This is a genomic window from Neobacillus sp. DZ-9, assembly GCF_059587065.1.
In genome coordinates this window covers 505,693-518,781 of record NZ_JCAIOL010000004.1, presented here as the reverse complement: position 1 = coordinate 518,781, position 13,089 = coordinate 505,693, and the positions used below count along the sequence as shown (strand labels likewise).

13 protein-coding genes and 2 pseudogenes are annotated in these 13,089 nt (G+C 39.4%); 4 read left to right on the top strand and 11 right to left on the bottom strand.

The genetic code is table 11. From position 1 onward, the window contains the following. Nucleotides 1-201: 201 nt before the first annotated feature. Nucleotides 202-462, bottom strand: coding sequence for a hypothetical protein (locus tag AC59HZ_RS14305; protein ID WP_496546475.1), 261 nt, complete (start codon nucleotides 460-462; stop codon nucleotides 202-204). Between the two features lie 216 nt (nucleotides 463-678). On the opposite strand from AC59HZ_RS14305, the gene AC59HZ_RS14300 reads away from it, so the two are divergent. Genes AC59HZ_RS14300 through AC59HZ_RS14290 form a run of 3 tightly spaced genes read left to right on the top strand, consistent with a single transcriptional unit; the run spans nucleotide 679 to nucleotide 2,332 of the window. Further along, a complete protein-coding gene (locus AC59HZ_RS14300) occupies nucleotides 679-1,104 on the top strand; it encodes a DMT family transporter (protein ID WP_496546474.1) in 426 nt (141 codons plus the stop codon). Nucleotides 1,105-1,123: 19 nt separating this feature from the next. Then, on the top strand, nucleotides 1,124-1,819 hold the full coding sequence (locus tag AC59HZ_RS14295; protein WP_496546473.1) for a Crp/Fnr family transcriptional regulator: 696 nt from the start codon (nucleotides 1,124-1,126) through the stop codon (nucleotides 1,817-1,819). A gap of 42 nt (nucleotides 1,820-1,861) precedes the next feature. Then, nucleotides 1,862-2,332 (top strand): DMT family transporter, encoded by a 471-nt coding sequence (locus AC59HZ_RS14290; RefSeq protein WP_496546472.1) that lies wholly within the window; start codon nucleotides 1,862-1,864, stop codon nucleotides 2,330-2,332. Nucleotides 2,333-2,470: 138 nt separating this feature from the next. Here AC59HZ_RS14290 and AC59HZ_RS14285 read toward each other — a convergent pair. Continuing rightward, nucleotides 2,471-2,590: pseudogene (locus AC59HZ_RS14285) on the bottom strand (HAD family hydrolase); the annotation flags it as partial. A gap of 639 nt (nucleotides 2,591-3,229) precedes the next feature. Here AC59HZ_RS14285 and AC59HZ_RS14280 point away from each other — a divergent pair. Next, nucleotides 3,230-3,886, top strand: coding sequence for a hypothetical protein (locus tag AC59HZ_RS14280; RefSeq protein WP_496546471.1), 657 nt, complete (start codon nucleotides 3,230-3,232; stop codon nucleotides 3,884-3,886). Between the two features lie 103 nt (nucleotides 3,887-3,989). On the opposite strand, the gene AC59HZ_RS14275 is transcribed toward AC59HZ_RS14280, so the two are convergent. The 9 genes and pseudogenes from AC59HZ_RS14275 to AC59HZ_RS14235 form a co-directional block, all read right to left on the bottom strand. After that, complete coding sequence (locus AC59HZ_RS14275) at nucleotides 3,990-4,427, bottom strand: GNAT family N-acetyltransferase (protein ID WP_496546600.1); 438 nt, start codon at nucleotides 4,425-4,427, stop codon at nucleotides 3,990-3,992. A 66-nt stretch (nucleotides 4,428-4,493) separates the two neighbouring features. Continuing rightward, nucleotides 4,494-5,129 (bottom strand): annotated as a pseudogene (locus AC59HZ_RS14270) (HAD family hydrolase); the annotation flags it as partial. Nucleotides 5,130-5,249: 120 nt separating this feature from the next. Beyond that, complete coding sequence (locus AC59HZ_RS14265) at nucleotides 5,250-6,572, bottom strand: DUF4179 domain-containing protein (RefSeq protein WP_496546470.1); 1,323 nt, start codon at nucleotides 6,570-6,572, stop codon at nucleotides 5,250-5,252. Continuing rightward, nucleotides 6,565-7,089, bottom strand: a complete 525-nt coding sequence (locus AC59HZ_RS14260; RefSeq protein ID WP_496546469.1) for a sigma-70 family RNA polymerase sigma factor — start codon at nucleotides 7,087-7,089, stop codon at nucleotides 6,565-6,567. Before AC59HZ_RS14260 ends, AC59HZ_RS14265 begins: the two co-directional genes overlap by 8 nt. 152 nt (nucleotides 7,090-7,241) lie before the next feature. Next, the gene (locus tag AC59HZ_RS14255) at nucleotides 7,242-7,628 is read right to left on the bottom strand and encodes a sporulation protein (RefSeq protein WP_496546468.1); all 387 of its coding nucleotides are present in this window, start codon (nucleotides 7,626-7,628) and stop codon (nucleotides 7,242-7,244) included. 487 nt (nucleotides 7,629-8,115) lie between these two features. Next, a complete protein-coding gene (locus tag AC59HZ_RS14250) occupies nucleotides 8,116-9,768 on the bottom strand; it encodes a M4 family metallopeptidase (RefSeq protein ID WP_496546467.1) in 1,653 nt (550 codons plus the stop codon). Nucleotides 9,769-9,984: 216 nt separating this feature from the next. Beyond that, nucleotides 9,985-10,773 (bottom strand): 2-keto-4-pentenoate hydratase, encoded by a 789-nt coding sequence (locus AC59HZ_RS14245; RefSeq protein ID WP_496546466.1) that lies wholly within the window; start codon nucleotides 10,771-10,773, stop codon nucleotides 9,985-9,987. A gap of 13 nt (nucleotides 10,774-10,786) precedes the next feature. Next, nucleotides 10,787-11,566 carry a 2-keto-4-pentenoate hydratase gene (locus AC59HZ_RS14240; RefSeq protein WP_496546599.1) on the bottom strand — a complete coding sequence of 260 codons (780 nt, stop codon included), beginning with the start codon at nucleotides 11,564-11,566 and terminating at the stop codon, nucleotides 10,787-10,789. Between the two features lie 61 nt (nucleotides 11,567-11,627). Beyond that, nucleotides 11,628-13,088: an aldehyde dehydrogenase gene (locus AC59HZ_RS14235; protein ID WP_496546465.1), complete on the bottom strand. Its 1,461-nt coding sequence runs from the start codon at nucleotides 13,086-13,088 to the stop codon at nucleotides 11,628-11,630. Nucleotide 13,089 lies beyond the last annotated feature (1 nt).

Sequence of the window (13,089 nt, the reverse complement as noted above, 5' to 3'; positions counted from 1 at the left end):
TTGTATCCCCTCTCCTATTTGTTACCTTTATTTTAATGTAAGCGGTTTCATTTGTCAGGTGCTTTTTACTGGAAATTATGTTTTGTTACTATCTACTTCTAATCCATTTACCAATATTTTCATGTAAAATAATAAGAGCATTGAGAAATTCCAATGCTCTTTTTTGGTGCCTATTAATACTTTTTGTATTAACCTTCTTTGTTAAAAAAAGAATGGAGAGAAACCAAATCCAGCAAACGGGAAGAAACCGGGTGGTCTAAAAAAGCGCGGTCTAAAGAACGCTCTTGGACCAAAGAAGCCAAATCCATAACCATCATTCGAACTAGAAGAATCTAATTCTTCAATCTCAAGACCATCTTTCCTTACCTTTACAACCCTTCCTACTGACCATTCACCTTTATTATTTTTAAACTGAATCATTTTACCCTCTAAATGCAGTGCTTGCTCATAATTTAATTGCATCAAGATTCCTCCTTATTTGAACTACTTTAATGTATGAAGGATGTCCTTTATGTGTACAGGCAATTACCCTAACTTTGTCCAAATTTTTAATGGATTCTGATTTTAATATTTGCTGAGCAAATGATACCCATTTTTAAAAATTCAGGACATATGTCCTTTCCAAGATATTGCATCTGTTTTTAAATAAAGGAGAGAAACAGATTGAGGTGAAGAAAAATGAAAGGGATATTATTTGCTTTCTTAGGCGGAGCCTTTATTACACTCCAAGGGGTTGCCAATACTAGAATTAGTCAGGATATTGGTACATGGCAGGCAGCGACTATTACCCAGTTAACTGGATTTATCATGGCCTTGGTGATTCTAATATTCGTTCGGGACCGAAAGTGGAAAAGATTTAGACAAGTGAAACCTTTATATTTGGTCGGTGGAGCATTTGGTGCCATTGTTATCTTCAGTAATGTCACTGCAATTCAAAGAATAGGAGTTACTCTTTCGATATCCGCACTCCTGATTGCCCAGCTGGTGCTGACCTACATCATTGATAGTAACGGATGGTTTGGCACAGTTAAGCAGAAGATAAAGCTGCCACAATTTATCGGCATCGGCTTGATGATAGCGGGTGTGGTGATTTTAAGATTTTAACTGGAGGTGAGTCCGGAAAATGAAAGAAATCAATGACCTTGAACAAGTTAAATCATATTTGTCTGCTCATCAAATCGAATCGATATTTAATGAACAAATAATACCGCATTTGTCGCTCTACACCTTTGAACATGGAGAATTCATTTGTTCCCAAGGTGAGGCTTCCCAGTATTTGTACGTACTTGTTAAAGGTAAAATTAAAGTGTATACCACTTCGGCAGAAGGAAGGACCCTTATTCTTTCATTTAAGACACCTCTTGAGGTGATCGGGGATATTGAATACGTGCAGGATATAAACATTATTAATACCGTTGAAGCCGTATCATCGGTTCATATGATCGGAGTGCAGTATTACTGGTTGAGAAAATACGGAAAAGATCATGCCCCTCTTCTGCAATTTTTACTAGATATCATAACTCAAAAATTTCACCTTAAGACCAATTCTATGAGCTTCAATATATTGTATCCAGTGGAGGTGCGGTTCGCCAGTTATTTATTGTCTGTCTCCATTAATGAATCCGATTCTATAAATAAAGAGCAGCTGCGCATCAGTATAAAGGATGCCGCGAACTTTATAGGAACCAGTTACCGTCATCTCAATCGGGTCATCGGGCAGTTTTGCACAGAAGGGTTAATTGAACGAAATAAAGGTTTCATTCTTGTTAAGGACAGAGAAGGATTACGAGCTATTGCAGGCGATAATATATACGAATAGACTTTCCGCGGGGAAGATTTTAATAATTAAGGAGTTGAGAATATGATTGTAGGACTAGTATTTTCAATTATTGCGGGTTCTTTGGTCAGCTTGCAAAATATTTTTAACAGTAAAGTAAATGAACGTGCCGGATCATGGGCAACCACAACTTTGGTTTTAGGATTAGGATTTCTGGCATCGCTGTCGATTGGTTTCATCTTTGATGGAAAACAACTATTTGTCCTGCAAAATATGAAAACCTGGTATTGGTTCAGCGGTTTAATCGGGGTGGGAGTGGTAACCAGTATTGTGCAGGGGATGCGACTGCTTGGCCCAACGTATACGATTTCAATTGTCATGTCATCACAGCTAGGGTTTGCCCTATTGGGTGATTCATTAGGCTTGCTTGGTCTTACTCAGGTCCCATTTACTTTCAAGCAATTGATCGGTGTTCTGGTCATTGTTGGCGGAATTCTTGTATTTAAATTAGGTGGTGCTAATGTAAAACACGGGGCAGCTAAGATGACTTCATAATTCGGCTGCCCAAATTTTTTATGATTAAGGGTAACTCCGCTAAATCATTGATAATAACATCAGCATCTACATCGTTCCATTGAAAATTCTTTTTCCAGATGGATTGCATCCCTGCGTTCTGGTCAGCTTTTACATCAATTTTGGTATATGACCTAATGCATTATTTAGTCGTTGGTATTGATCATCAATAAACTTTTTTACCGATCCTTCACGGTCTAATAATGTTCCATCTAAATCGAAGATGACAGCTTTTATCAGTTTAAGTCACCTCTCTAATCGACAGGCCTACCTGCTTTTCTAGGTCGCCGGGCTTTATGAACCGTTCTCATCGACCAGCTCTACTGTTTTATACGGCTGATGAGCTTTATGAAGCGCTCTTATCGACCGCCACTCCTTTTTTTCTCGGCCAACGGGCTTTATGAAATGCTCTTATCGACCGCCACTCCTTTTTTCTCGGCTGACGGGCTTTATGAAACGCTCTTATCGACTGCCACTCCTTTTTTTCTAAGCAACGGGCTTTATGAATCTCTCTTATCGACCGGCACCCCTTTTTTTCTCGGCCAACGGGCTTTATGAAATGCTCTTATCGACCGCCACTCCTTTTTTTCATGGACGACGGGCTTTATGAAACGCTCTTATCGACCGCCACTCCTTTTTTTCTCGGCCAACGGGCTTTATGAAACGTTCTTATCGACCAGCACTCCTTTTTCTCTAGGCGGACGGGCCTTATGAAGCACTTATTTTATTTAATTCACATAATTTATACCTATTTCCATTATAATCCATGCACACTCTTCTAAAAAATAATTCTCAAAATATACCAATATAAAAATCTGCAATGTTAAAATAATACTACATTGGATTATAAATGGTCAGTGTCTGAAATGGGGAGTCAAAATGGTAAAAAACAAGAAGTTTTTATTACTTGCTCTTTTTCTTCTTTTATCGTCTATGGTAATAAATTTTCCTTTCCCTCACGAAAAAACGTTTGGTGAGACTATGTCGATATTTAATATGTCAATCACCACGGTTAATGGAATATCAATTGTAGGAATTACCGCTCTTTCTTTATTTATTGCAGGTTTATTTTTTCTTGCAAAATCATTGAAAAAATATCAAGGCAGGTTTATTTTTCTCGCCATATTAATCTCCGTTTCAACACCTCATTACTTTGTTGAATTATTTCAAAGAACTATTGCAACTGGCATCTATGCGATTTCCTATGATCGGAATGAAAGTAGTTGCCGCTTTGAAATGACCAATAAAACAATATTGCATGGTGAATGTGAACTGCCTTTTGAAAATTACAGCAAGTATGATGCCCAATTCACCATCGAATTTTATGGAGAATATGCCTTCGAAGATGATGTTCGAATTTTATCTCTTATGAATAACTACGCCCCCTATAAGGTCAAGTTGGGTGGTAAAGAGAGCAGAAAAGTGAAGATTGAAACAAATATTGATGTCTCAAAAATGGCTCACCACATTGATAGCGGCGAAGCAAAAGGGGTAATTATTATCATCAAATCGGGGAAAAACAGCAGAAAATTGTGAGGAAAGATACAAGAGCCTGAAACATTTCAGGCTCTTATTTTTCACATGGTGCTGACACCTTAGATTGACGTTTTATTTTAAAAGACATTTTTACACTATTATTTTATTCATTAAATTTCACTATCATATTCCAGGATGTTCCATCAACACCGACCTTTTGAAATCCTAAGCGATTGTAGAGCTTTAAAGCAGGATTATTGGGATCAACGCTTAATGAAACTGCACCGAATCCAGCCTCTTTCGTTATTCTTAGCATTTCTCCAAGCATCGCTGTACCTATTCCATTACCTCTATATTCCGGAAGCAGTGCCATGCCTAGCAGCGGGGTTTGGCTATCGATGTATCCATATGTACTATTATTTTCTTCGAATAATCGAACCCAAACTGCCCCAATTGGATTATTAGAGGCATCGCTTGCGATTAAGGCAGTATCACCTTTCCTCCCCCACCCTTTTAAAGAATGTTGAATGTTGGGTTCTTTTAAGATGTCCCTAGAAGGTCGAGGCTCTCCATCGAGAATGAAAATCGCTTGGTATAACATTTCCCATAAAAAATCCTCGTCAGCTGCAGTGCCTATTCTAATATTATAGGTGTTTGATTTATCAGAAATTGCTTGTATTACTTGCTTCAATTCCTTTTCACCCATTGAAGATAATCTTAGACAATAGTCTTGAAAATCTAAATGAGCAGTAACGGGATTCGGAACAATCACACATTGGAGGCCAGCGGCCCTCGCTGCTCTTAGTCCATTCAAAGAATCTTCAAAGGCAATCGCTTCAGAGGGCAGTACACCTAGTGCTTCCACAGCTTTCAAATATAATTCCGGATTTGGCTTTACTTTTGAAACTTCATCTCGTGTTTTAATTACATCAAAATACTGGATAATGTCGAGTTTGGTTAAAAATCTTTCCACCCATTTACGGCTCGAACTTGAGGCTAATCCAATTTTGAGCCCTATATCCTTTGCCTCTTTTAAGTAAGCCTCGACCCCTTCTCGTGCAGCCGGTTCACCCATTTTCGCATTAAAGAGTTCATGGGCATTAGCTTCTATCACACTAGGATCAACCTGAATCTTTTGTTGTATGTATGAAAAAAATTCCGTATCCTCCGTTCCAATAACTTTGGAGAATCGTTCCAGGGTCAACTCCAAGCCGTGGCCTCCTAAAACTTCTTTATAACTCTCAAACCAAATGGTTTCTGTATCAACAATTAAACCATCAAAATCAAAAATGATCGCTTTCATCAATATCACCTCTTAAATGTTAGACGTAATTTTTAGAAAAAAGTTTTACAAAAAAGGAGCCGCCAGCATAAATCGGACGACCCATTTTTCTTTTTAAAATAATTTTTCATAACAAATCTATTATTTTATCTGTACCCTCACGTCTCCTTCAATCCAAGCCGGAAAAAATTCAAGCTGTAAGGAGATCGGACTCATTTCTTTTTTCAAATCCGGAATCGTAACCCCGAATTCTACATTTCCATCCTTTAATCCTGACGCCATGGAGGTCTCCGGAATTGTTATTTCATTCACATTTCGATCCCATGCAGTATTAAAGAGACCATAGTTGAATTCTTTTTCGGTACGCATTTTAAAAAGGATGCGGTTGCCTTCAACAACCAAATCGCTAAACCTATCTCCTTTTGGCTGTTTCAAAATTTGTTTTGTTTGCGTATCAACTATGACATTTGCCTCCTCTTTTTCAACAGCTTGAATTTTATTAATAACCAAGTACAATTCTTTAGGTTCTCGGAAGTAATTACTTTGCAGATACAAAATCGCTTCATCATCAGAAATCTTGCTTGCTGTAACTCCATCGGATATTTTATTCCAGGTTTCTCCATTTTCATCAACTAGACGAATATCATCAAAATTTAATAGCTTTTTGGTGTTTTGGGGATCCATTTTTACATGAACTGCTGCTTTGACTGGATAAACGTCTGTTTCTAAAAATGTGATCCTTTGTCCTTCTATTGAAATTGTCTTATTCAATAAATAGGTCTTTTTCTTTTGAATATCATTTTTAAGTTCAAAAGGAAGGGAGAAAGATTTCTCTTTATCGCTATTTATTTTAATTGAGAGTTCGAACTTATTTTCCTTAAGTGGTTTTTCAAATGAAAAATCCAAGTTTCCGTTATAGACATTTTCTCCACCACTTGTTTTATGGAGTTTTCCATTTCCCCAGCCAATTCCACAGTTTAATTCTTTCCCATCACTGCCGAATAGTCGAGGTACCTCGATTGGATAATCCTCTATGTTTTCTTTTGATTGAAGAGTATAAAATATCACCAAATCATTTTCATCGGCAATCACTCCATCAATTGTAAACTTCATTCCATCTTTCTGTTGTGAAACGCCCAGTTTTTCATAGTAATCATTTTCAATTGCCAGCATTTTTCCTTTATCATTTCGAATGAGTTCAACTAATTTTTCCATCCCTGGAAGGACTGTAATATAATCAGCAAATGCAGGGGATATCCGGATGGATGCGAAAAATCCAATGAAAATAATAGCGGCGGCAGCAAGAGTAAATGACCATTTTTTTCGGCGCGGCTTCCGCTTTTTTTCTGCCTTTGCTTTTTGAAAGCCTGCTAAAATGGCATCATCCAACTTTTCCATCGAAATATTAAGATTGTCATATTGATTCCTATATTCGGTTAATTTTGCTTCTTCCTTTTCAAACATGAAGGTCACCACCCTTTTCTTCAAGCTTCTCCCGAAGAGCTTTTAATGCTTTGTTAAGCCACGTTTTTACTGTTCCTTCTGGACACTGCATTGTACAGGCAATATCCTTAATTTTCATATCATTAAAATATTTTAACGTAAGAATTTCGCGTGAGCGTTCATCTAAGCCAAGCATTGCTTCTTTTAGCTCGATTTCGCTATGGTTAACATGAGCACCTTGAAGGCTTAAGAGTTCTTCGTTAAAAACCAATCTCTTTTTCTTTTTTAATTGATCGTTACAATAATTGATCATAATACGAATCAGCCAAGTCTTGAAATAAGAGGAATCCCTCACAGCGGCGATATTCTTATAAGCTCGATATGTAACTTCTTGAATTGCCTCCAGCGCCTCTCCTTCGTTTTTCAAAAAAGAAAGTGCTGTTTTATATAAGTCTATTTTGTATAAATGAATCAGCTTCAAAAAAGCAGAATCATCGCCTTTTATGGCTTTCTCCACTAATTGTTGATTCTCACTCAAGCTCCCGCCCCCCTAACTTCCCCTGATGTAACTACATATTAGACTATTAAGGAGAATAAAAGTTTTAGATGTTAAAAATTTTTTCGGTGCCAGGCATAATAGCATAAAAAAAGGCAGTTGATTGCGTTCATCAACTACCTTTTTTAAAATTATTATTTAATTTTGATAATATCCTGATCGAAGCTTTCTACACCTTCATCAAAAGTGAGCTTGGTTTTAAATCGGTAAGAAATATCTTTCGATGAAGCCGGGACCGATTCTGGCAGCTGAAAGATAAAATCCACCTTATTCGATGCTTCAGAGTCAATCCAAGCGGATAGCATGATTGTTGTGCTATCAATGACCTTTTCTATTCCGCTTGCCTGATCCAATAAGACCAAATCACAATCTATTTGTTTAAGTTGCTGCTCGATTGTGCCGCCCTTAATCAAGAAATATCCGCCAACAGAATCGCCTGCTTTAAACGTGTCCTTTTGCAGGATAAGGTCAATCTCCGCCGAACCAATGCCAACGAGCGACAAATATCTTCTAAGTATCAATTTAACTATCCTCCTGATGATTTCTTTATCGGGTGAAACATTTCATTATATGCTTCTACATTTTTTTCATCCATCCGCTTTTTAATTATTTCGAATAGATTCTCCTGGCATTTTCACGATCTTTAAGCTATTCTCCATTTATGGCGGAGGAAGTTTTAATCGGACGCCTGCCATCTTAACAAAAACCGAATAAATCTTCACAACTTCCACACAAGTTCCCCCTAATTTCTACACAAGTTTCTTCTAATATAAAGGTAACTTAATTAAGAAATAGGTTCTTGAACTCATTTCTTAAAACTTCCCATTTTGGATTGGTGCTTGCACCAGTCCATTTTTTTGTGTAATTTGTTTTCCTTATTTGGAAAAATAACAAAAAAATAATCGGGGCTAAATTTGACAAATATTTTTATCCACCAGGAAAACCTCGGGATTTTTCATAAAAAAAGTCAGCCACCACAAATGTGATGGCTGACATCTTTAAAAATTTTTAGTTTACGCCAACCTGTGACCAAGCACTAGCAACTGCATTATATTGCGTGCTTCCAGAGCCGTAAAGATCCGCTGCAGAAGCAAGCAGAGCCGCACGGGCATCGCTAAAATTACTTTGTGGTGCTAGATAAACCGTTAAAGCACGGTAGTAGATTTTCTCCGCAACAGCTGTACCAAGGCTATTAATGGTTAAATAGGCCGCCTTGTTAGGAATACCACTATTCGTATGGACACCACCATTATCAGAAGTTGTGTTTACATAGTTATTCATATGATCAGGCTGTCCGTATAGCGTTGGGTTGGACAGGCTTCTTAATGCATCGCCAGCTTTGCTTGGTGTATAAACATCCTCACCAATTAAATAATCTCCCTTATCAAGGAATACGCCGAATGTATCAGAAATAGACTCATTAAGTGCTCCAGATTGATTAATGTAATCCAGTCCTGCTGTTCTTTCTGTTACCGCATGGGTTAATTCGTGAGCTACAACGTCAAGAGCGCCGGAAAGCGGTCTAAACTGTACCCCGTCTCCATCGCCATATACCATTTGCTGGCCATTCCAGAAGGCATTGTTGTAATTTCTGCTGTAGTGGACGGAGGAACGGATCGTTGCTCCATTATTATCAAAACTATTGCGGTTAAATGTATTTTTATAGTAGTCATATACTTTACCAGCATAGTAGTTAGCGTCTACATCTGCACCTTGTGAAACAGCATTAAATAGATTATCAGGGTCAACAGAATAATTGCCTGGTAAAACGGTACGATTTTGTGCTGTTCTTGTTTCAATGACTCCAGTCATCGGTTTTGTCACATCATACAAATAATACGTACTGTTTGAAAAATAAGTATTAAATGTTTTATAGTCTCCTAATACACCGTAGCCCGAACCAGTTGTAGCCCCATCAGCGACAGCATTATAGGAATTTAAAATGTTGCCATTCACAGCATCAACATAAACAACCCAGTTTGCCCCATATGGCTGGATGAATTGAAGATTTGTTTTGTACGCCAAATAAAAGTCATTGGCTTTTTTATAAACAACTAATTCTGCCTTTTCAGCCGTATCTTCTACCTTTTTACCGGTAGGGTCTACCTCGGCATTCGTTAGTGTATCTTTCTTTGATAGATTAATAGATTTCCAAGCCTTATCAAGTGCATCTGCCTTGGATAGTTGTGCTTTAAGGGCGCCTTTAAAGTAGGAGGAAGCTTCTGGGAAGACGTCGCCATTTACAGCGGTTACGATGCCATTTTTATCGGTATGAACCTTGAATTTCGCACCATCCACAGGAATTCCCTGAACAGATTGGACAAAATCATAGTGCGTAGTGCCAAGCTCGTCCTTTTGGACACCTAGTAAAGTCAAATCTTTATCGGCATCTAATTGATAAAGTTCCTTATTTTCCTTTAAAAATTGCTTGACCGCCGCTTTATCGTTCAATGCTTTTGTTGATAGTTTTCCATGTACAAAAGAAGGAACTGTTTGACCCTTTTTCCAGTTCACCTTTGCATCTTTACCGAATTGCTTTGCATCCTTTGTGACCATAACATTGTACGGAACCGCACTCTGTGTTTGTGCCGCAGCAGTGATCGGCAATACTGCCCCAATAGTTAGTCCCAATGCTAGTACCAGTGACGTTCTCTTTTTCATTCTTCCATCCTCCTAATAGATAAAAAGATTTGTTTGGAATTTAATAATATCATGGTAAATCTATCTGCATTATTGGGAAAAAAGTGATTACTGCTAGTGCCTGTCCCTACTCGAAGTTTGTCGAATCTAAAAAAAAACCCAAGGCTTGTTTCATAATAGCCTTGGGAAATATTAATGGTTTAGTAATATTAATAGATAATATTCTGAAAAAGTAGATTACTTACAAGTAAATGCAACGCTGCCAAGTTCGGCAAATTGTACAAGGATGGTATCTTTTGGTTCAAACGCGATGGCTTCGGAAATGGCTCCGCTAAGGATGATATCCCCTTTTTTAATTCCTTTTCCTGCTTCCCCAAGCTTATTAACAGCCCAGGCTACTGATGTGGCGGGATGTCCCAGCACAGCGGCGCTTGAGCTCGTCTGGGCCACCTGTCCGTTCTTTGACATTACCATACCGATATCAGCCAAATTTAAGACTTTTGGCGACATCCACTTGCTTCCAATAAAAAAGCTTGATGAGGAACAATTGTCGGCAACCACATCTGGCAGGGTAAACTTAAAATTTAAGTAACGGCTGTCAATGATTTCGATTGCAGGCGCCACATATTTGGTAACCCGCAATACATCCTCGGCTGTAATATTGGTACCTTGCAGATCCTCCGCAATCATAAATGCGATTTCGGGTTCTGCTTTTGGATGGATGAATTTATTGTAATCAAGGGGTTCCCATTCAAGAGAAAGCATGTCATCGGTCAAATAACCATAGATTGCTTCATGTACACCCATCATTTCTTGTTTGGCTTTACTGGTAAGCCCGAGCTTTAACCCAATTCGGCGCGCCCCATCATTTACTCTTCTTTGGACGAGTTTTTCTTGGATTAGATAAGCCTCATCGATGGTTAATTCCGGGTATTGATCCGTAACCTTAACCACTTCCCGACGCTCTTTTTCTGCCGAATACAAATAATCTACAATTTCTAAGTCAACACCGCTGGTTAACGTCATTTGCTATACCTCCCTACTCAAAAGTAACCGAAACCGATCCAAGTGAACCAAAATGTGCGGAAAATTGATCGCCCGCCCGAACAGGCAAAGCCTTCGTCAGCGCACCCGGAAGGATTAATTCACCCGCTTTAAGCGTAATACCAAATTCATGAAGTTTATTCGCAAGCCAAGCCACAGCTTGTGCCGGATGTCCAAGAACCGCAGCACCAGAACCTGTTTCGGCCATTTCCCCATTTTGAAAAATCACCATTCCAACAGTACGTAAATCGATTCCGTCAATCGGAGTTAATTGATTACCCACCACAACCATTGCGGAAGAACCGTTGTCGGCAACCGTATCGACTAATTGAATCTTCCAATCCTCAATCCGGCTATCAATAATTTCAAGTGTTGGCACCACGTACTTCGTGGCCATTAATACATCCAAAAACGTGACATTCGGTCCTTTTAAGTCCTCGCCAAGAATGAACCCAATCTCTGCCTCAACTTTTGGACTAATCAACCCCTCAACTTTCACGATGCCGCCATCTTCCACCTTCATTTCTTCCAACAAATGGCCATAATCTGGTTCATCGACTCCCAGCATTTGCTGCATCGCCACGCTGGTTAAACCAACCTTCTTGCCAATGACTTTACTGCCAAGATTCACTTTTTTAGCCATGACCTCAAGCTGAATCTTATAGGCATCTTCTACCTTCAATTCAGGATATTGCTGAGTAATGGGAGCAATGGCTTGCTTCGTGCTCTCCGCTTCTATAAGACTTTCCACAATTTTGTCCACTAACTGATTCATACACTCACTCTTTCTATATGAACTCATAAAGAGTGCCATAAAAGCACTCTTCGATTCTGCCCTAAAGCTTCAACGTAATTGTTTTTGCTTCTGTATAAAATTCAAAACTATGACGGCCGCCTTCACGGCCAATGCCGCTCGCTTTTGCCCCGCCAAAAGGTGTTCGTAAATCGCGATAATACCAGCAGTTGATCCAAAGTAAGCCAGAATTTACTTTTGCCGCAACACGGTGGGCACGACGAAGGTCATTTGTCCAAACGACACCGGCAAGCCCATAGATGGAATCATTGGCAATTCGAATTGCGTCTTCCTCTGTTTTAAATGGAATGACAACAAGGACAGGGCCAAATATCTCCTCTTGTGCCACTCTCATTTTATTATCAACGTCATAAAGAACCGTTGGCTCATAGAAATTTCCTTGGCCTAATTCTAGCATTCTTTTTCCACCGATTGCCAGTTTGGCTCCTTCAGAAAGCCCGATTTGAACATATTGATCAACAGACTCCAAGTGACCTTTTGATACTAATGCCCCCATATCGGTTGCTTCATCCAGCGGATTTCCTACCTTTATTTTTCGTACAGCCTTTAAAAATTTATCAAGGAACAGATCGTAAACACTCTCCTGCACCAAAAGCCTAGAGCCGGCTAAGCAAATTTCACCCTGGTTTCGAAAAATGGCTTCGATTGATCCCGCTACTGCTTCATCCAAATCGGCATCTTCAAACACTATGTTCGCAGATTTACCGCCAAGTTCCAATGAAACCGGAATTAATTGGGAAGCTGCATTTTGCATTACCGTCCGGCCGGTTGTACTGTCGCCAACAAAGGAGATGCGGCGGACCGATGGGTGGTTGGTCATCGTTGTTCCGGCTGTTCCGCCAGGCCCGGTAATAATATTCAATACACCAGGTGGCAGTCCTGCTTCATTGGCGATTTCACCTAGCATGACGGCACTTAGCGGTGTATAGGATGCCGGCTTCACCACAACCGTGTTCCCAGCTGCCAAAGCAGCCGATGCCTTCCAAGTCATTTGCATAAACGGAAGATTCCACGGAATAATTAAGCTAGTTACGCCTGCAGGTGCATACTTGGAATATGACATATATTTTGCTTGATCATAGTGTTCATGATGAATATAATTGGCCATTTCCGCGAAAAAACGGAGATTGGCAGCAGCCCTTGGAATATCAAAGCCGCGGCTTTCTTTAATGGGTTTTCCGACATCCAGTGTTTCAACGAGCGCCAATTCATCGACTCGTTCCATGACCAAGTCAGACATTTTACACAAAATCTTCGACCGTTCCGCGACAGGCATTTCGCTCCATATGCCGCTTTCAAACGTCCGTTGTGCTACTTCAATGGCATATTTAGCATCTTCTTCATTTGCCTTGGCAACCGAAGCAAGCTTTTGATTCGTGGAAGGATCGATGGTATCAAAGGTTTCACCTGAAAAAGCGTCCTTATATTCTCCATTGATGAAGAGTTTTGCATCCTTGATTACTTGTTGCTGGGTTAAGTTCATC

Coding starts and splice junctions, on each gene's coding strand:
- AC59HZ_RS14250 (WP_496546467.1), bottom strand. CDS start 9,768: ATGAAAAAGAGAACGTCACTGGTACTAGCATTGGGACTAACTATTGGG.
- AC59HZ_RS14305 (WP_496546475.1), bottom strand. CDS start 462: ATGCAATTAAATTATGAGCAAGCACTGCATTTAGAGGGTAAAATGATT.
- AC59HZ_RS14280 (WP_496546471.1), top strand. CDS start 3,230: ATGGTAAAAAACAAGAAGTTTTTATTACTTGCTCTTTTTCTTCTTTTA.
- AC59HZ_RS14290 (WP_496546472.1), top strand. CDS start 1,862: ATGATTGTAGGACTAGTATTTTCAATTATTGCGGGTTCTTTGGTCAGC.
- AC59HZ_RS14235 (WP_496546465.1), bottom strand. CDS start 13,088: ATGAACTTAACCCAGCAACAAGTAATCAAGGATGCAAAACTCTTCATC.
- AC59HZ_RS14275 (WP_496546600.1), bottom strand. CDS start 4,427: ATGTTATACCAAGCGATTTTCATTCTCGATGGAGAGCCTCGACCTTCT.
- AC59HZ_RS14265 (WP_496546470.1), bottom strand. CDS start 6,572: ATGTTTGAAAAGGAAGAAGCAAAATTAACCGAATATAGGAATCAATAT.
- AC59HZ_RS14240 (WP_496546599.1), bottom strand. CDS start 11,566: ATGAATCAGTTAGTGGACAAAATTGTGGAAAGTCTTATAGAAGCGGAG.
- AC59HZ_RS14300 (WP_496546474.1), top strand. CDS start 679: ATGAAAGGGATATTATTTGCTTTCTTAGGCGGAGCCTTTATTACACTC.
- AC59HZ_RS14245 (WP_496546466.1), bottom strand. CDS start 10,773: ATGACGTTAACCAGCGGTGTTGACTTAGAAATTGTAGATTATTTGTAT.
- AC59HZ_RS14295 (WP_496546473.1), top strand. CDS start 1,124: ATGAAAGAAATCAATGACCTTGAACAAGTTAAATCATATTTGTCTGCT.